The organism is Bradyrhizobium sp. CCBAU 45321 (assembly GCF_028128975.1).
Taxonomy (GTDB): domain Bacteria; phylum Pseudomonadota; class Alphaproteobacteria; order Rhizobiales; family Xanthobacteraceae; genus Bradyrhizobium; species Bradyrhizobium yuanmingense.
Window position 1 is genome coordinate 13602 of the sequence record NZ_LFKZ01000013.1, and the last position, 18589, is coordinate 32190.

The following is an 18589-nucleotide window of genomic DNA, read 5'->3' on the forward strand; positions in this document are numbered from 1 at the left end:
TCTTGTTCAGGTTCGACACTGTGCTCGGACTGACCCGGGTGCCCCACAGCGCCTCGGTGATGTCTTCGACCCGCCGAACCGAAATCCCGGCCAGATACATCTCGATCAGCGCCTCCTCAACCGAGCTCTCCCGCCTCCGGTAGCGCTCGATAATCGCCGTCTCGAAGGTTTGCCGCCGTAGCTTCGGAACCTTCAGATTGACGTCGCCCGCCTTGGTCTGCAGCGTTCGCTCGTAGCTGCCTGCCCGCGTGTCCTGCCGCGCCGGGCTGCGCTCATACCGCCCAGCACCGCACAGCTGGTCCGCTTCGGCCTCCAGCATCGCGTTCAGTGTCTCTTCCACTGTCCCGCGCGGACCATCTCGCCCAGGTGATCTCGAATCCGGGCCTCATCAATTTGGATCACCTGACCCATGGCATTCCCATCGTTCATTCAAAGCTCCTTCATTCTAGAAGAAGCCGTCAATCCTGAAAGTGCGAAAGACTCTGTACGTTATCAGTTGATGTGGCGTTGTTGGTTAGCGCCTTGTCATTCTTTCGAGTGGAGTAGTGCGGCACTGACCACTCGCAGGTAGTTTCCGGCACAGCAGACGAAGTTGGAGCAACAGGAGAGGGACGGCGGTTCAATCCAATCAATATTGGCGCGGTCGAGGCAAGAATCCTTATCTTTCATGAAAGGCAGCTGGTGCGATCCCGAGCCACGTTACAGCAAGATCTGATTTCACAATGCCAGTCATACTGCCCACAGCGTTGTCCCGGAAGCGGCACTACGATGTTTGAAAAATGACAAACGATGGTCCGACAAAGCTGCGGCACAAGAAAGCATCCACAGGGTTGAAAGTGCTTAAGCATGCCATCGAGGCCCATTTGACCGACAGTTGTTCGATGTCATCGCATGCGAATGCAGACTGCATTCGCCACCTATGTCATCCTTCGGGAAGTCCTCCGGGCCGGCTTGGGCGAAACGCGATTCGATGAGGCGAACTCTCTTTCTTGATCCAGAAGGAGGCGCATTCGCGGGATGCAGACCTGCTCAGCGTCATAGTGATCTACGATGTGATGGCGGGCGGCCGTGCGCAGCTCGCAAAACCGTGTTGGATGCGCCAACGCTTCAATAACCCGACCAGCAAGCTCGTCCACCTCGAAAAATGGGATAAGGAAACCGTTCTCGCCGGAGCGGATGATTTCGCGTACGGGCGCCGTGTCAGAACCAATCACTAAGCATCCCGCACTCATTGCTTCCAACATCGACCAGGACAGTACGAAGGGATAGGTGAAATAGACGTGTGCGGATGACACCTGAAGCGTTGTAATAAGGGCTTCATACGAGACGCCGCCTACGAAATGTACACGGGACAAGTCGAGTTGATCGCGCACCTCATCAAGACACATCGACTTCCAGGTTGTGCCCGTCGGAGGGGCGAGTCCGTAGGGCGCGCCATTCCCGCCAATGATGATGATGTGCGCGTTCGGTCGGCGTTTCAAGATCTTTGGCAGCGCCCGCATAAAAATATGGTAGCCCCTCAGGGGCTCGAGATTGCGCGCGACAAACGTAACGACCTCATCGGAAGGGCGAAGGTGCAGTCCGTTCGCCAGTGTCAGGCGCGCCTCCGGATTCGGCCGCATGCGCGCCGTGTCGATGCCCTCATGGATGACCTCAATCTTGCCTTGATAATGCTTAGGAAACGTTGAGTGCTGCCAGCTCGTGGGCGAGATGCCCATTTCGCAATCCTCAAGCGCGAGCAGGGTCGTAGCATTCTTCAACTGGAGCCCGATGTGACCATCAAGTCCGGGCATCGGGAACTCCGGGTCAAATCCGATGTCGCGCCCCTCCGGCCCGTAAAAGAACTCGCAATAGACGAGTAGTCGCGCCTTAGGAAAGATTGTGCGCAACGGCAGGGTCTCGCCCCATCCCGGATGGGCGAGGATTAGATCAGGCGTGAACCCCGACGTCGCCAAGCTTGAAATACTGTACAGCACCTGTTCCGCGCGCCGGCACTCAACATCGAAGCGTCGTGCAAACGGATGCGTTCGCGAAACATCAGCTTCCGGAAGTGCGTATCTGATCAGTCTCACTGATGGCATCGAACTTGAAGTCGGTCCGCCGACGGCAACGAGCTCGAAACAAGACTCCCTGGCCAAGGCGGCGGCTATGTTACGATACTGAGCCGGAAAATTGTTGTGAACAAAAAGAACTTTCATCGGCGACGCTCTGGGCGTGGTGCAACATCGTGAATTCGTGCAAGATTATGCAGCACTGAGTCTCGCTCGAATAAGCGCATATTGTGCTAATCTAATATGACAAACCTGTGAAGCTGTTGGTGAGTCCTTCCCCTCTCGTTTCTGGTAGGCTGCCGGGACATCTCCATTGCGCTGTGAGTCCTCTCTGATGAACACATAACAACTCCGCGTCGATACTGAGCGGCAAAGTTGCGGCTGCGACTTGATCAGCGTCAATGACACTGGAGCTCTCGTCGAGCTATTAAGGCTCGCTTGCTCCTTTGGCTAGGCGGTCGGAGAGTTGTTTGGGCTGCGCGGAAAGAAACGTGGACGGCGGCGCGACGAGCGAGAAGACCGCGAGCGCGATCATCGGGGCGAGTGGAGTCGTAGGCAGCTACATCCTCGAGGAGTTTGTGCGCCGGGGCGCGCCCGTCCTCGCGCTGTCGCGATCACCACGGCAGAGAGCTGGCGTTGAATGGATTGGTGCGGATCTGCGGAAGCCGGACACGCTTGTACTTCCCCCATGTTGCACACTCTACGGCACCGCCGATGCTGTCTTGCTCGTCCACGCGCTTTGTCGCCTTCTCGAGTCTGGCGCGAAGCGTCTCGTCGCTTTCAGTTCCACCAGTGTTCTAACAAAACAGGACACCGAAGTCGGCGAGGAGCGTGAGTTGATCCACCAGCTGGCAGAGGCCGAGCGAAGGATCGTTGCGCTTTGCGAGCAACGTCACGTTGGCTGGACGATCCTGCGACCCACGCTGATCTATGCCGAAGGCCGCGATACCAACATCACACCATTATCGAAGCTAATTCGGCGTTTCGGGTTCATGCCGCTGGTGGGAGGCGCACGGGGCCTGCGACAGCCCGTCCATGCCGAGGACCTTGCGATCGGGGCTATCGCTGCGGCCGCAAGCCAGTCCGCTGTGAACAATTTCTATACGTTGCCGGGGGCTGAAACGCTTTCCTATCGGGAGATGATCGGCCGGCTGTTCGACGCATTGCATCTGCCACGGCGCCTGATCTCCGTGCCCATGGCTGTGGCGTGCCAGGTTCGGTTTGGCGAAGCCACTCTTTCCCGGCTCAAATGTCGCGATGGGGATTCGGATGATGAAGGACATGACCTTCGATTCCAGACCCGCCGTCCATGATTTCGGTTGGAATCCAAGGGCCTTTCGCCCGATTTTTGATTAACTATGTTGTCCCGGGTGTCGTGAGGATGAGTATCGATCGATCAATCGTGCTGGCGTGGGCCGTGGGTTCTTAGAGCGCATGAACAACAGCGAGAGAATAACGCTTGAGGTCTGACCAAACTGGTGCGGGTTGTCTAGTCGCAAATCCAAGTCAAGAGGGTCATCATTAGGCGCGGCTCGCGATGCTGACAATCGGCAAAGCTCTGGACCTGATCAACGCAAATAGGTGCGTCGGGCGGTTCACGATCCCAATCTGCTGTATCACTGTTCAGCCCGCGAGGGCTCGAATTTGTATTGTGGCTCAGATAAGTGAACGTGACAAACGCATGACAGCTTTGGTTGTTTCCCTGGCGCGTCGTCTTTGATACGCTGCTTACATGCGCGTTGAACTGTGAGCATGCTGGTGAGCACCAAGCAGTCCCGCGTCAGCTTTGGGTCACAAAGCCGCCGCCCCGCCTTGATCGGCGTCGATGATATCGGGGATATCATCGCGCTGCTGAGAGAGGACAATGAAAGGCTTCTTGAGACTGCGGAGCTGCTCACCGCACGAACAGAATCCATGCGCCGCTCTCTCATTGCCGCGGGATTGGCGTCCCACTGTTCGCTTGAGACGCGCTCTCTAAAGGGACTGGTTCGCAGACCGGTTCATCGGAGCGACGCTTCAAAACTCAGGGGATCACGCAACACCGTCGAACGAGAAGCAAAATGGTGGGTTCATCGACTCTGATTGGGGGTGAATGATGGATGAAATTGAGCAGCAGAAGGTCGTAAGTCTAGAGCGGGGACTCTTCTTCGTGAGCTACAAGAATGCGGACGATCGCGCCTCGCCGCCGCACGTAAAGGTCGCGCCGGCTCAGGGGCATGAGGGGCGCATGGAGCTCATCATGCATCCCGACGCGACCGGGCCGACGCTTTGGGAGCCGAATTCGGGCCTGATGGTCCGGGTCAACACACCTGGCAGGTTGCAAATTCAGGTTCAACCGATGAAACTCGGGGGATCGCGCGCGGCCATAGTTCGTATCGAACCGATCCGGGCCGGCCGAGCGCCGCTCGCCGCGGAAGGTGAGAGCGGCTCCATGCACGCAAAGTTTACAATGGACGGTCTCAAGATCCTCGGCCACGTCGCAGGTCGCGGCGATGTTGTCGTCGCGGCTAACGCTTGGATTGCAGGTCCAACGGCCCCATCGCGCATCGAAGGAATTGCCCTTGAATGGCAGGAGAAGCCGGCGCGTCTCGATATTCGCTATGCGGTCCAATCCCCCATTGGCCAGGCGGGGAGCGGCAAAATGGTGTCGCTCGGGACCTATGCGGGCACGCGTGGACGAGCCTTACCGATTACAGGGGTCGTGCTGCAAATCAGTGGCGCCGGGGGATTCGAGTTCGTGGCGGAAGCGACGTTCTTGAACGCGCCGACCCTGCGCGCCCGCGGCAAACGCGTCGTTCTGTCGGGCCCGACCAGCCGCGAGCCTTTGGTTGGCATTCGCATCGGCGTCAACCAGTTAGCAGCCCCGGACAATGTCATCGTTCCCGCACAACCGTCACGAAAGCCGGTCGGCTCCAGCCGCGTCCGCGTCTTCCGCAGCCGGGCGCGCCAAGAGAGCTCGATCGGCTAGGGCAATTCGAAAATGGAGCCGCGTAGCGTGGGTGCGCGACCGGGTGGGCGGGACCTCAAGCGCAAGATTCTAGAAGCTTCCTTCCTTATCGGGCCTCACGCGCATATTGCGCTCGAGCGCCTCGCAGCTGAGGCGTTGACCAGGCGGGAGTTCGCGACGGCGCTCAAATACGCCGATCGACGCATTCGAGTTTCGCCTCCACCAGCAGCTCACTGTTTCGTTCTCCGCGCGGAAGCTGCTTGGGGGCTCGGACTTACCGAAGCTGCGCTGTCGGATCTTGCGCGGGCGCGTCGTGTCGATCCTTTTGATGTCGGCGCCAACCGCCGGATGCTGGCGTGGGCTGCCGACGAACGGCGACTGGCCGCAGCCGCTCAACTAATATGCCGCGAAGGCAGCCCGGCCATCCTTCGAGCTGCCATCGCGGAGCTGCGGCGAGCTGGGGGCCGTCATTGGGCGGCCTGCTCTGTGTTCGACAATCACGTGACGGGCTGGATCGCCTGGACCAACGCCCTTTTCGTCGAAGTGAGCCTCGCAACCGAAGACGGCACGCTGACGAGCATTCTCGAACCCAATCCGTTTCACGCGCTGGCGAGCCCAGATGTGCAGGCAACAACCTTCTTGGTTCGGCGGCCACCGTCCACGACAGCTCAAATCGTGACGCTGAGATGCGGCGAAGACGTCGTCCAGGTTCGACGCGTGGCGCCTAACCTCACTTCGACGATGAACCTCCGAGCCGCTCGCGATGCTTCCATTGGGATAGGCCCGAACGTCGACCTGCCGACCGTTATCGTCCCCGTCTATGCAGATGCGCAGGCAACGATCGAATGCTTCGAGAGCCTCGACAAGGCAAGGCGCCCACAAGGAACTGGTAAGGACGCCTTTCAGGTTCTCGCCATCGACGATGCCAGCCCGGAAGTGGAGCTGCAGCGCCATATGAGCGAGCTTGCGACGGCAGGCAAGATCCGTCTCCTCGTAAACCCGGTCAATCTCGGCTTTGTCGGCGCGATCAATCGGGCGCTGAACGAGATCCAGAGGGGCGACGTAGTACTGCTCAACTCCGACACGCTCGTTCCGCCCGGCTTCGTCGGTCGGTTAGCCGACGTGGCATATTCGGCGCCAAACATCGGAACCGTCACACCACTTTCCAACAACGGCGATATCTTTTCCTTTCCAACGCCGAACGACGTTAATCCGATGCCGTGCTATGACGAGATTGTCGCAATCGATCGCGTCGCCAGCGCAGCTAATGCGGGGAAAGCGATCGATGTGGCAAGCGGCATCGGATTCTGCGTCTTTATTACACGTGCCTGCCTTGACAGTGTGGGCGAGCTCTCGGACGATTTCGATCGAGGTTATCTCGAAGACGTCGATCTCTGCCTCCGGGCGCGGACCAATGGCTTCCGGAATGTTTGCGCGCCGTCGGTCTATGTCGGACATCACGGCTCGAAATCTTTTCAAGAGGAGAAGCGAGGCCTCGTGCTTCGCAATCTCGGCATTTTGGACCAGCGATTCCCGAACTACCGGGAGGAATGCCGCGCCTTTGAAATTGCCGATCCGTTACGGCCGGCGCGCGCCGCGCTCGAGCGTGCGCTGCCATGGCTGGCTGAGCCGTCGGTGCTGGTTCTCGCTGGCGAGCGAACCTTCCCTGCCGTAACCGACGCGCGGATACGCCATCTCCGCCTACATGGCGAGCGCACGGTCCTGCTCTTGCGGGAGGACAACGTCCTTCGTCTTCGGGCTACCGACGGAGGTTTGCCGCAGGCCATGCGTTTGAGGCTCGACACGGAGGCAAATCTCGGCAGCGCCCGCGACATCCTGGCACGGCTATCCCCATCGCGTGTCGAGATCCTCGAGCCAAACCCGCTGCCGCGGCTCATCGAGCTGATCCGGTGCCTCGATCTTCCGATCGATCGCTGGCTGATATCGGAGAGCGTTGGCGAGATTGCTTCCCTGCCCTCCGGCACGACTCCGCTTCTCGTTCCCAGCAAAGCGGCCAAGGCCTATGCACAAAACAGGTGGCCCGATCGCAAGATCGTGCTGCATGACTGGCCCATATGTTCCCTGACCCTGCCGCCGATCTCCCCCAATGATAGATCCCTCGTCATCGTTCCCTCGACGCCAACGCCCGCATCCCTGCGCATAATACAAACGTTGGCCGATCGTCTGTGGCGGCGCGAACCGTCGCTGCCGATCGTCATCGCCGGGACCACCTGCGGCGATGATCGCCTGATGTCACGGCCCAACATCTTCATCACGGGCGCGGTTGCGGCGGATGAGCTGAGCGACGTTCTAACACCGCATAATCCGGGCTGGATCCTCACCGATTTTGAGCAGCCCGTCTTCGGCCATCCTCTCGTCGAGACCGCCAGACAGGCGATAAGGCCAGTCGCCTACCGCGACTGGTCCGGCGGCAGGCTGAAGCCCCGCAAAGGCGACCTTGCCATTTCTAACATTGTGAACGCAGCAGCGCTTGCCGATCTCGTGATCGACTGGGCCACGCGGCCTTGAGCATGTCGCGTCTCTCTTGCCACCCATCCGAATCGTCGATTAGACCAAAGCTCGTCAGCCGGCTCGAGCTCGCGCGCGACGGCACGTTGTCCGGCTTTGTCTACGACGCCCAGGCGCCGGAGCGCCGCTATAGCGTCGAGATTTTTCTCGACGGCCTGGTGTTCAGCACAACCTATGCCGACGCCTTTGTTCCCGAGCTCGCTGAACAAGCGCACCAGGCGTGTTGCGGATTCGCGATCACGATTGAGCCCGATCTGCTGCGCGCCGCACGCACCCTCGAGGCCCGACTCGCCAATCTGGGCACGCCTGTCGGCCAACCGGTCGATTTGGAGAGCGAGTACGCAAATGGCGCCGATCTGCGCAAAATGTGCCAGTTGCGCTGGCTCGGCGGGCTGCATTTCCGAGGCTGGATCGATAGCGACTCCACGGTCTTTCTGGAGGCAATCGTCGACGGAGAGGCCGTCGCCCAGGTTAATGCAACCGCCTGGACGCATGTTCGCGAAGCTGCGGCACACCGGAATGCGCGGGCTTTTGATTTCCACGCCCCGCGACGCTTTGCCGACGGCCGCGTTCACCGCGTTTCTTTGCGCAGAGAGGACGGTGAGCCAATTCCAGCGACGGCCGTCTTTGTCGCCTTTCCCGACGGCCTTGCCGGAATGATCGACGCGCTCGGCGGCTACGGTCCCGAGCGCCTGCGTGGCCAGCTGTATGATCAACTGATTCCCGCCTCGCTTCCGTTCTCCGACTACGTGAATTGGTGTGATCGCTTCCCGCTGCCGATGCCGCGAGCAAGTGGCCTTTCGCTCGCGGTCGTCGTCGCCGGCGCCCCCGGCGCAGAGCAAACGCTCGCCGCGCTGGAGACCCAGTCCCACGAAAGCTGGACGGCAGGCGTGATTGAGGGCGAGCTACTGTCCGTCGACAGCGACGCTCTGTTGGAGTTTCTGGACGGCGCCGCATCCGATTCATATCACGTCGTCATCGCGATGGCGGGTGTGGTGCTCGAGCCGAATGCCCTGGCCCGTATTGCCGCAGCATTCGACGCCTATCCGGAGGCGATCGCGTTGTACGGCGACCTCGATTTTCTTGCCGAGGATGGCCGGCTCTGGCCGCTGGCCTTTCCCGCATTCGACTACGAAAGAATGCTAGAGCAAGGCTATTGTGCACATCTGTTTGCTGTTCGACGCGACGCCCTGCTCGCCGGCCTTGAGGCCCGCCCCGACAATCTCTACCGCCTCTTCAACTGCCTGCTCGATCACGCTGGTCCACGTGAGAACAACATCCTTCATTTACCGGGAGCACTGGCGACGCTCCCTGGACTCGATCGAACGAATGCCAGCCATCAGCTTGCCGCGGCGACCCAAATGCACCTCGACGCACGTGCCGTCAGTGCCGACGTAACCCCGCAACAAGTTAACTTCTTTCCTGCGGTTCGAATTGGTCGAGCGATTCCACGCCAGCGCGTGACAGTGATCATCCCGACCCGCGACCGTCTACCGCTCTTGCGGACCTGCCTCGACAGCATCGCGCCGGCGGTCGAGTGCTGCCGCGCAGATATTCTCGTCGTCGACAATGACAGTGTCGACCCAAAGACCATCGCCTACCTTGCAAGCATGGCGCGACGCGGCGTGCGGACTTTGAAAGTCGAAGGTCCCTTCAACTTCGCAAGGCTGAACAATCAAGCCGCAGCAACACTCGAGAGTGATGTGCTCTGTCTCCTCAACAACGACATCGAGGCGAGCTCCGATGACTGGCTTGAGGAGATGCTGACGCGGCTCGCCGAGCCTGATGTCGGCGCGGTCGGCGCGCTCCTGACCTGGCCCGGCGGCGTCGTTCAGCATGGCGGTGTCGTCCTGGGAATGAATTTCGCGGCGACCCACGCCTTTACCGACAGATTCGGTGATGATCCCGGGTTTCTCGATCAGCTCCTGGTGGCACACGAATGCAGCGCCGTGACTGCGGCCTGCCTCACAACCAGACGCAGCGACTATCTTGCCGTTGGCGGGATGGACGAATCGCGCTTTGCGGTCGCCTTCAACGATGTCGACTATTGCTTACGGCTGCGCCAGGCGGGCAAGCGCATCGTTTTCACGCCGCATGCGAAGTTGGTTCACGCCGAATCTGCCAGCCGCGGCGCGGATGACCGCGCCGACCGGCGCGGCCGGTTCGAACGCGAACTCAATCTGCTTCGGGCGCGCTGGGGTGAATGGCTCAACGAGGACCCGACCTACAATCCGCAGCTCTCGCGCGATGGGATTCCCTACAGCGGCCTCGCCTGGCCGCCTGGGCCACGCGCCCCTCGCTACAATCATCTCGAACGGGCGCGCGACGTGCCGTTGGGGTTCTGAGGCGGCGCCTTATCGTCCTTCAGGCCGCCGCGCGCCCCCTTTGCTCGATCCGCCGTTCAATCACGAATAGGCTCGCTGCTGGAGCGGGTGCGCCGGCTCGGCGCGTGCTGCTTCTTCCTGCAAGGCAACGAAATCGTCGAGCTCGACCGATAACGCCTCCTGCCAATTCGGCGTAGTCACTCCAAACTGTCTCTTCAGGCGCGACAGGTCGAGCCGCGAATTGCCGGGGCGCATCGCTTTGGTCGGGAAATCGGCCGTGGCGATCGGAATGACGCTTTCCACCTCGAGCCTTAGGCCGCGCGACCTAAGACCGGCCACGATCGCGCTCGCAAAGCCATGCCAACTGGTCTCGCCGGCGCAGACAAGATTGACAACGCAGCCTTTGCGCGCAAAGAACTCATTCAAATTCGACAGATTAGGCAGCACGATATCGGTAATGGCGTTGGCAATCGTTCTCGCCGTCGTCGGCGCCCCGATCTGGTCAGCAACGATGCGCAGCTCTTTGCGCTCCGCCGCAAGTCGCGCGATCGTGCGCAGGAAGTTGGCGCCCTTGGCGGCGTAGACCCAGGAGGTACGTGCGATCAGATGCGGACCACCTGCTGCGCGAATGGCGGTGTCACCGGCGAGCTTGCTCGCGCCGTAGACCGACAACGGCCCCGTTGGACTATCCTCGCGCCATGGCGCCCTCCCGGAGCCGTCGAAGACATAGTCTGTGGAAAAATGGACCAGCGGCACGCAACGTTTCGCGGCCCATTGGGCGATCACCTCGGGTCCCCCGGCATTGATGCGGAATGCGAGCTCGCGCTCGTCCTCCGCGCGGTCCACGGCGGTATAGGCCGCAGGGTTGATGATGAGATCCGGCTGGAACGTGTCAAGCGCCCCGACGAGACTGTCAGGCTTCGACAGGTCGAACTCATTGATGTTAGGCGCGATGATTGTGCCGAGCCCAGCGAGGAGTGGTTGCAGTGCGCCTCCGACCTGCCCGCCGTTCCCCGTCAACAGTATCCGCATCAGATTTGCCCATACACTGGAAGGCTTTTCGAGTCGGCAAGCAGCGGCGCGTCCGCGTCCTTGGCCGAGAGCGACGGCTTTTCGATACCCCAGTTGATGCCGATCGTCGGGTCGTCCCAGCGGATCGAGATCTCGTTCTTCGGACTATAGAAATTATCGCATTTGTAGAAAAAGTCCGCGGTCTCTGAGAGCACCAGGAAACCATGCGCGAATCCGCGCGGAACCCATAGCTGCCGTCGGTTCTCCTCGCTCAACTCGACGGCAACGTGACGTCCGAAATTCGGGCTTCCGACGCGGATGTCGACGGCGACGTCGAGCACTTTGCCCCGCAGCACGGCGACCAATTTGCCCTGGGTGAGGGGATTTTGCAGATGCAGACCCCGCAGCACACCGTAGCGCGAGCGGGACATGTTGTCTTGCACGAAGGGCCGCGTGATACCGTATTCGATGTAGCGGGAAAATTGATAGCTCTCGACGAAGAAGCCGCGCTCGTCGCCGAAGAACTTGGGCTCGATGATGAGGACTTCGGGAAGCTCAGTCCGGATCACATTCATTTTGAAGCACTTTGAATGCCGACCCGACGCCGATCTCTCGGCGTCGTCACTAACTTGTGCTCTTCACATTATATGTTATGCTTGTGGTAAGTAAACTGTGAGGAGCAATGAAAGGCATCATTCTCGCAGGCGGCACCGGCTCTCGCCTCTATCCCGTGACGACCGTCGTATCGAAGCAACTTCTGCCGGTCTTCGACAAACCCATGATCTACTACCCGCTCTCGACGCTAATGCTCGGCGGAATCAGGGAAATTTTGATTATCTCGACGCCGCAGGATAAGGCGCTTTTTGAGCGCCTGCTCGGCGATGGCAGCGAAATCGGCCTGGGTTTCTCCTACGCCACGCAGGAGACACCGCGGGGGCTTGCCGACGCGTTCATCGTCGGACGGGACTTTATCGGCGACGATCCGGTCGTCCTAGTGTTAGGTGATAACATTTTCTACGGGCACAGCCTGCCGGGAATGTTAACAAAGGCGTCTCTGCGCAATAAGGGCGCCACCATCTTTGGTTATGTCGTCAACTCGCCCGAGCAATATGGCGTGGTCGAGCTCGATCAGGCCGGCCGCGCGCTTTCGATCGAGGAGAAGCCGAAACAGCCGAAGTCCAACGTCGCGGTCACCGGGCTGTATTTCTACGACAACGACGTCGTCGACATCGCCTCGCGGATCAAGCCGTCGGCACGTGGCGAGATCGAGATTACTGATGTCAACAAGGCCTATATGGACCGGGGCGATCTCTATGTCGACGTGCTCGGTCGCGGCTTTGCCTGGCTCGACACCGGTACGCATTCCTCGCTGGTCGAAGCCAGCCATTTCGTGCAGATCCTCGAGCAACGCCAGGGCCTGCGCATCGCCTGCCCAGAGGAAATTGCATTGCGACAGGGCTACATCACGATTCAAGCGTTCGAGCGGGTGGCCGCTAAGACCGCGAAGAGCAGCTACGGCGAATATCTGCAGTCCGTTGCACGCGCGCACAGAGCGGCCTGATTCGCCGCACCGGAGTTGATTGATCATGCGTTTGAAGGGGTTGACCATCTTCTTGACGGGCGGGGCCGGCTTCATCGGCTCCGCGGTCGCGCGCCACCTCCTGCGCAACAGCCACGCACGCGTCGTCAACATCGACAAGCTCACCTACGCCGCGAACCTCGATTCCCTTCCTGGCGCGACCGAAAACCTCAACTACGCCTTCGAGCCGCAATGCATCTGCGACGCCCCGGGACTGCGCCGACTGTTCGAGCACTATCAGCCCGACGCGGTGTTGAATCTTGCGGCGGAGAGCCATGTCGACCGCTCGATCGACGGCCCCGGCGAATTCATCCAGACTAACATCGTCGGCACCTTCACGCTGCTTCAGGAGGCTTTGCGCTACTGGAGGGCGCTTCCTCCAGACAAGCGAGCGCGGTTTCGCTTCCAACATATCTCCACGGATGAAGTGTTCGGCTCCCTTGGCAAGGACGGCTTCTTCACGGAAAGCACGCCCTATTCGCCCAATTCGCCCTACTCCGCAAGCAAAGCGTCATCCGACCACCTCGTGCGTGCCTGGCATGAGACCTACGAGCTGCCGACCCTCGTGACCAACTGCTCGAACAATTATGGCCCCTATCACTTCCCGGAAAAACTGATCCCGCACATGATCATCAAGGGGCTAGCCCGAGAGCAGCTTCCCGTTTACGGAGACGGACAGAATGTCCGCGACTGGATATATGTCGAGGATCACGCAAAGGCGCTCACCCTCGTGCTCGAGCACGGTGTCGTCGGCGAGACCTACAATATAGGCGGCCGGAACGAGCGCACCAATCTCCATGTGGTCGAAAGCATCTGCGATCTCCTCGACGAGGTCAGCCCGGGCCGAGATGGCCCGCGTCGCAATCTCATCACGTTCGTCGCCGATCGCCCCGGTCACGATCGCCGCTACGCAATCGATGCCTCGAAGCTCGAGCGCGATCTTGGCTGGCGCGCCGAGGAGACTTTCGAGACCGGCATTCGGAAGACCGTCCATTGGTACGTCGAGGAGCAGCCGTGGTGGCGGGCGATCCTGGAGCGCGGATATCAGGCCAAGCGGGTCGGACTCACCCAGAAGGCCGCAGCGAGGCGGCCTTCTGCCTCAAGCAACGGCGTTCGCTCAATCGAGGAAGAGATGCACAACACCGAGATCAATAAGATATACGAGACCTATGCACCTCTTATCGACCAGGAATGGCGGTCCGATCTGGTCAGGAGCGTCAAAGAGCCTTCGATACGGGGCATCGCCTTTCCCTCATTTCCGTCAGCGGACCTACAGCGCCATCTGCAAGGAAACTCCAACGAGATGGCGATCAGAGGCGCGCTCAGCTTTCGCGAGTACTGCGTCGGCGTCTTGAACGCCAATGGCGCCTCCTTCTCCAAGGATAGCATCCTGATCGACTTTGGAACCGGCTGGGGCCGCATCGCGCGCGCTTTTATGAAGGATGTGCCTGCGGCGAATATCTATGCGGTTGAACCGTTCGACTTCATCGTCGAAGCGCGCAAGGCGAACAGCTATATCAGCTTCGTCAAGACCGACCCGTTGCCGCCGCTCCCGTTCCGCGACGGATTCGCGACTCACTTGGTCGCGTGGTCGACCTTTTCGCACTTCAACCAGCACTACTTCGATCGGTGGATTACCGAAATCGCACGCATTCTCAGACCAGGTGGCGTTTGCTTCATAACAACTCTCGGCGTGCGGTTCTTGGAGAACCTGAAGGAAGCACATCGAAAGAAGATCGATGGTGAAGAGATACACTTTTGGATTGATCTCATTCTGAAGCGGCTCCCCTACAACGCGATCGACACTGCAATAGCGGAAGTGAGGTCCGGAAAGTTCTGTTGGCTGCCCTCGGACTCAGTGGCGCGCAGCGAGTTTGCAGAATGCTTCGTTACGGACAAATATCTTTCCGATAAGTTCTCGGATCTATTCGCCGTCATCGACTATGCTGATCGCGGGCAGCTTGCCCAAGATTGCGTAGCGCTGAGACGAAAGTGAGCCGTTGTGCCGCAGCTCTCAAAAGACGTTTTCGAGGGAGACGACGGCCATCTTTTCCTAGTTGGTGGCAGCAACGACGTCGCGCGTCTTTTCTCCGAATCTGACCACAATCTCAAATTGATCTGTTCTGCATGGACGGCTCTGCTGGCCAGCAGGAAGAAAACTGCCACGGATAAAGGAGTCAAATATCTTCACTGCTTCGTTCCGGACAAGCTCTCGATACTCAGGGCGAAGGCGCTCGCCATCACCTCTCAAATGCGATTTCCCGCCGAAATCCTGGAAGAGAGCGACAACGCCGCCCTACGCGGGATCTTGGTGCCGTTAACCAAGTATCTCAGAAAGGAGGCAGGCAACTACGAAGTATTCCATCGAACCGATACTCATTGGACAGTGGAGGGCTGTTTCAGCGCCTATCAGATGCTGTGTTCCTACATGACTATACCGCGAAAGACAGATCTGATCATGCGGAACGCACCGGCCCGCGAGGGTAGCTGGGACCTCGGCTCTAAGGTGACGCCCAAACGCTTCGAGACGATCCGGTTCGGACGTTTTGGTATCGGCGCGTCCCGGGTCGAGGCCAACGAGATCGTGACCGCGCGTGAAACCGGCCAAGTGTCGAACGATCTGTTGCTGCACGTTGGATCGATCGTCGAATATCGCAATGAAGGGCGCCCTCTGGCGAAATTGCGGATTCTAGTGTTCGGTGATTCCTTTTTTGAGTATCGGCCTCATATGCTCACCGGAATGTTTGCCGAGACCGTCGACGCCGTGATGTTTGTCTGGTCGGCCGCCATCGACTGGAAACTGGTCGACGAATTCAAGCCGGATATTCTCCTGACAGAAATTGCGGAGCGATTTGTTCGCGTCGTACCAACGGATGACGTCGACATTAGACGCCATGCGACCAATAAACTTCAGTCTATGTTGCGTTCGCAATCCGAACGAAGACCTTCATAACTTGACATGCGGAACCGCACATGCTCCCAACGTGGAACAAACTCCTGCGCTGTGAGTTCTTGCCCCCTCACATCTACGAGGAACGAACGGCAGCCGCATGGACGTCCTCCGAGGAAAATGAATGGTGCCCCGCCATCCGGTCGCAACCGCAAATGTCAGCCATCTCGTACCTATCAGCGCGTCGGTCTCTTCTGCGAGGGCTTCTCGCCAGCCTTCTGCTTCCCATCCACAGTTACGCAAGAACTCGATGCCCGATCTTCGGAGCCATAAGGTGGGACGCACAATACTGCGACACGAGCGGGGAACCGTGTTTTGAAGAAGAAAAAGCTCTGAGTCCCCAAGGCTGGCACTTTCGCGCGCCGCTCCATAGCCGCCTGACTGATTCCGAAACGTTGCAATTCCACGCTACTGAGGCCTCGTTCGACCAAGAGATACAGGTCGCTCATGCGGCCGGCCTCGGTTATTGGGCATATCTGGCGTACGGCAGCGATGGCAAACTTGACCTCGCGCACTCAATGATGCAGGGCCTGACGTACCATCGTCGAAGCGGCATTGTCGATCAGATGAACTACTGTCTGATAGCGACCTTGGACACGCTAGGTCGCGCTAACCGATTCAACGAAGCGACAAAGCGCATTCACGGTCTCTTTTCGGACCACAACTACCAGAGGACGCAGGACGGCAGGCCGCTTCTCTTCCTCTACTACCTCGATGCTCTATTGCCCTCATACTGGAATGGTTCGCTCGCCGAGCTTGGGAAATCGCTGTCTCACCTGCGAAATCAGACGACCTCTTCGGGAGGTAGACCCCCCTACATCGTACTTCTGCACACACCGCCTGCTACAGCTGAAACGATCCGAAAGCAGATAGGCGCCGATGCCGTTTCGGCATATGGGATAAATTTCGGGCCAAACAGGTCTGGCACTTATCTCGAGCTCCAACGACACGTGGAACAATATTGGGAAGATGAGTTGGCCCATACCTCAGGCAGTGTGGTGCCGACCGTCATCGTCGGCTGGGATTCGCGGCCGCGGAAGGAGACCCCTCCCGCTTATGATAAACGGGATTACACGCGCATCGACAAGAGCGCGCATGTCGCGACCGCAACCCCTAGCGAATTCTCTTTCGCCTGCCGACAGGCGTCGCGCTTTATGTCGAACCATCCGGACCGATGCCCCTATCAAATTGCGCTGATTTATTCATGGAATGAATACAGCGAAGGTGGAGCACTGGCTCCGACTTTGGGTGATCCGTCCGCCTCAATGTTGAGAACTGCGAGCGAGGTTCTGAAGGCCTGTCGCGCAGGAGGGGACTAAGGATCGCACGGGGCGCGCCAGGTCCCCGACGACACCCGCGATCAGCTTCGGCTTTGCAAATCAGATTGTACGATAGCAATAACTTGCAACACGCCCGGCAACGCGTCTATGTACCCGGCAAGGAATGGATGCGCTTACATGTCCGCTTCCGGCCCGGGATCTGCGGCTAGAGACGGTCAGTTCTTGACGATGAGTTTGTTAGCGGACAGAAATCGCGTGTATGCTGGATAGAGCCCTTGATAGCGTCGCGCGAGACTGCCGAGCCCGACGAGACTATAGAGTTGCTCCACATCAATTCCATCAAGATCAACGATGGACACGAATGGCATACCCAGGAACCGACACATATCCTCGGTCCTTGTATCGTGACAGATGACAAGAGCCGGAACGCCGCGTTGTAGAGCGATCATGCAGCCGTGGAAGCGACTCCCGAACACGAAATCATAGGTCTGAACGGCATCGAGCCAGTCATCCACGTCGAAAAAGACCTGCACGTGATCGGCCGCCCACTTCCGCACGTCGGCCTCCGGCGCGACGTTCGCCAAGAATGTTGAGATCTCCTTTAACGCTTCTTCAGCATTCCGCGCCTGTTTGTCTGCCAGCCTGATTTCCGCCTGCTCGCTTTGAGCAACGAAATCCGCGTTCCAGGATATTCCCGTGCCGTAGATTTGGCGCACGAGCCGAAGCATCCTTTCCTTGTCGAACGAATGACCGACGACGTCTCGCGACGCGTTGATGGAAAGGCGCTTGACCTCTTTAAAAGGCCGCCGGGGAATGTTCATGCCGTGAGGTCCTCCCATGTAGTAGGAAGGGCAGCCGGTCACAGTCACATTGTGCGCACCACGAAGCGCGAGAACTTCTTGCGTGTACGGGCCGCGGACGCCGATGCTCACCGCACGTTCGGCAATAACTTTCACGAACCGCTCGGTGCCAGGCATCAAGCTTATGTTCGGATCGTAGTTGTTTGATTGAGCTCCGAGACCAACTACCGATACCGGCAAGTCGGCGCGCTCGATGTATTGCGCCATGCCACCCAAATCGAATTTTGGAAACAGAAAGTTGGCCGCCGCAACGACAATCATGTCGAAGCGCTCATGCACTGCCGTGGGATCGATACTGTGGTCCCACGAGAGGTCTTCGTAGACGATACGATCAAGCAGCCCGCGCGCAATCAACTGGTTCCCGGTATTGCCTCCGGTCTTCGCCAGTTTTGACATCGGATCTTCGCCAACTTCCGCAGAAAAGCTCGGCGTTGCCCCAAGTAGAAAAAGTTTCACTGTGCTTCTCCGGAGGCGATATCGACCTTAAACCAGTATTTCTCACCCATATTGCTCTTGACCACCATCATCCAAACAACTTTGCGGCCACAACAAGGATCGTCACGGTATCTTTATCCTACCTTCCCTTGATCGCTGATTTCCATTGCGCCGCCTCTCCCTCGTAGTCAGCCGCCGGCGATCGCCCTTCGCCGCCACCAATTGAAAGAAAATGCGCTTCCGCTGATTTCACCCGACCGTCTCTTACGGCTGCCGCGACGTCGGGGTATTTGCCGAGATACCATTCGGCATCCACGGCCGGCCCTCCTCGACGGCGGCCCTCAAAGTAGCCGAAGCCTATGTAGTGCATGTGTGCACTCTCGACCTCCCCACGAGAAACCGCTTTTGCGACGTCGGGATTGTCCCGCAAATAGCTGTCCTCGTCGAACTCGGCAGCGGCGATGGCGATCTGTAACAACAGCTTGAGTAAGCCTGCCGGCACCTTGACATGGCCGGAACCATCCAAAGCGGACTTGTCGAGGTTTAACGCGCTCATCAACGATTCAGCAGAAGGTACAAACATCAAGTCACCCAAAAAAGCCCCTTAGTTGCAGTCACCGCGA

General features: G+C 59.0%; 14 protein-coding genes and 2 pseudogenes. 10 read left to right on the plus strand and 6 right to left on the minus strand.

Annotated elements, in window-relative coordinates; all coding sequences use genetic code 11:
* Positions 1-411: pseudogene (locus tag ACM43_RS01560) on the minus strand (transposase); the annotation flags it as partial.
* Positions 412-917: 506 nt separating this feature from the next.
* A complete protein-coding gene (locus ACM43_RS01565) occupies positions 918-2198 on the minus strand; it encodes a glycosyltransferase family 4 protein (protein WP_050996252.1) in 1281 nt (426 codons plus the stop codon).
* Between the two features lie 344 nt (positions 2199-2542).
* On the opposite strand from ACM43_RS01565, the gene ACM43_RS01570 reads away from it, so the two are divergent.
* The 5 genes from ACM43_RS01570 (at position 2543) to ACM43_RS01590 (ending at position 9872) form a co-directional block, all read left to right on the plus strand.
* On the plus strand, positions 2543-3364 hold the full coding sequence (locus tag ACM43_RS01570; RefSeq protein WP_333919147.1) for an NAD-dependent epimerase/dehydratase family protein: 822 nt from the start codon (positions 2543-2545) through the stop codon (positions 3362-3364).
* Between the two features lie 445 nt (positions 3365-3809).
* Positions 3810-4133, plus strand: a complete 324-nt coding sequence (locus ACM43_RS01575) for a hypothetical protein (RefSeq protein WP_157786054.1) — start codon at positions 3810-3812, stop codon at positions 4131-4133.
* Positions 4134-4146: 13 nt separating this feature from the next.
* Positions 4147-5019 carry a hypothetical protein gene (locus ACM43_RS01580; protein ID WP_036031226.1) on the plus strand — a complete coding sequence of 291 codons (873 nt, stop codon included), beginning with the start codon at positions 4147-4149 and terminating at the stop codon, positions 5017-5019.
* 27 nt (positions 5020-5046) lie between these two features.
* Positions 5047-7527, plus strand: a complete 2481-nt coding sequence (locus tag ACM43_RS01585; protein WP_244429408.1) for a glycosyltransferase — start codon at positions 5047-5049, stop codon at positions 7525-7527.
* 2 nt (positions 7528-7529) lie between these two features.
* Positions 7530-9872: a glycosyltransferase family 2 protein gene (locus tag ACM43_RS01590; RefSeq protein ID WP_036031192.1), complete on the plus strand. Its 2343-nt coding sequence runs from the start codon at positions 7530-7532 to the stop codon at positions 9870-9872.
* A gap of 60 nt (positions 9873-9932) precedes the next feature.
* Here the strand turns inward: ACM43_RS01590 and rfbD are convergent, their stop codons facing one another.
* Positions 9933-10883, minus strand: a complete 951-nt coding sequence (gene rfbD / locus ACM43_RS01595) for a dTDP-4-dehydrorhamnose reductase (protein WP_036031195.1) — start codon at positions 10881-10883, stop codon at positions 9933-9935.
* On the minus strand, positions 10883-11437 hold the full coding sequence (gene rfbC / locus ACM43_RS01600; RefSeq protein ID WP_036031199.1) for a dTDP-4-dehydrorhamnose 3,5-epimerase: 555 nt from the start codon (positions 11435-11437) through the stop codon (positions 10883-10885). Before rfbC ends, rfbD begins: the two co-directional genes overlap by 1 nt.
* Before the next feature lie 107 nt (positions 11438-11544).
* On the opposite strand from rfbC, the gene rfbA reads away from it, so the two are divergent.
* The 5 genes and pseudogenes from rfbA to ACM43_RS01625 all read left to right on the plus strand — a co-directional run bounded on the left by rfbA (position 11545) and on the right by ACM43_RS01625 (position 16710).
* Positions 11545-12423 (plus strand): glucose-1-phosphate thymidylyltransferase RfbA, encoded by an 879-nt coding sequence (gene rfbA, locus ACM43_RS01605; protein ID WP_036031202.1) that lies wholly within the window; start codon positions 11545-11547, stop codon positions 12421-12423.
* Positions 12424-12448: 25 nt separating this feature from the next.
* Positions 12449-13513, plus strand: a pseudogene (gene rfbB / locus ACM43_RS01610) (dTDP-glucose 4,6-dehydratase); the annotation flags it as partial.
* Between the two features lie 231 nt (positions 13514-13744).
* A complete protein-coding gene (locus tag ACM43_RS01615) occupies positions 13745-14437 on the plus strand; it encodes a class I SAM-dependent methyltransferase (protein ID WP_271537657.1) in 693 nt (230 codons plus the stop codon).
* A gap of 6 nt (positions 14438-14443) precedes the next feature.
* Positions 14444-15394 carry an alginate O-acetyltransferase AlgX-related protein gene (locus ACM43_RS01620; protein ID WP_036031205.1) on the plus strand — a complete coding sequence of 317 codons (951 nt, stop codon included), beginning with the start codon at positions 14444-14446 and terminating at the stop codon, positions 15392-15394.
* Positions 15395-15786: 392 nt separating this feature from the next.
* A complete protein-coding gene (locus tag ACM43_RS01625) occupies positions 15787-16710 on the plus strand; it encodes a glycoside hydrolase family 99-like domain-containing protein (RefSeq protein WP_036031207.1) in 924 nt (307 codons plus the stop codon).
* 176 nt (positions 16711-16886) lie between these two features.
* Here the strand turns inward: ACM43_RS01625 and ACM43_RS01630 are convergent, their stop codons facing one another.
* Positions 16887-17987 carry a polysaccharide pyruvyl transferase family protein gene (locus tag ACM43_RS01630; RefSeq protein WP_157786055.1) on the minus strand — a complete coding sequence of 367 codons (1101 nt, stop codon included), beginning with the start codon at positions 17985-17987 and terminating at the stop codon, positions 16887-16889.
* A 118-nt stretch (positions 17988-18105) separates the two neighbouring features.
* Positions 18106-18549 carry a hypothetical protein gene (locus ACM43_RS01635; RefSeq protein WP_036031234.1) on the minus strand — a complete coding sequence of 148 codons (444 nt, stop codon included), beginning with the start codon at positions 18547-18549 and terminating at the stop codon, positions 18106-18108.
* Between the last annotated feature and the right edge of the window lie 40 nt (positions 18550-18589).

Bases quoted from the DNA above. Each gene is read 5' to 3' on its own strand.
- ACM43_RS01565 (WP_050996252.1), bottom strand. From the start codon at position 2,198: ATGAAAGTTCTTTTTGTTCACAACAATTTTCCGGCTCAGTATCGTAAC.
- ACM43_RS01580 (WP_036031226.1), top strand. From the start codon at position 4,147: ATGGATGAAATTGAGCAGCAGAAGGTCGTAAGTCTAGAGCGGGGACTC.
- ACM43_RS01590 (WP_036031192.1), top strand. From the start codon at position 7,530: ATGTCGCGTCTCTCTTGCCACCCATCCGAATCGTCGATTAGACCAAAG.
- rfbD (WP_036031195.1), bottom strand. From the start codon at position 10,883: ATGCGGATACTGTTGACGGGGAACGGCGGGCAGGTCGGAGGCGCACTG.
- rfbC (WP_036031199.1), bottom strand. From the start codon at position 11,437: ATGAATGTGATCCGGACTGAGCTTCCCGAAGTCCTCATCATCGAGCCC.
- rfbA (WP_036031202.1), top strand. From the start codon at position 11,545: ATGAAAGGCATCATTCTCGCAGGCGGCACCGGCTCTCGCCTCTATCCC.
- ACM43_RS01615 (WP_271537657.1), top strand. From the start codon at position 13,745: ATGGCGATCAGAGGCGCGCTCAGCTTTCGCGAGTACTGCGTCGGCGTC.
- ACM43_RS01635 (WP_036031234.1), bottom strand. From the start codon at position 18,549: ATGTTTGTACCTTCTGCTGAATCGTTGATGAGCGCGTTAAACCTCGAC.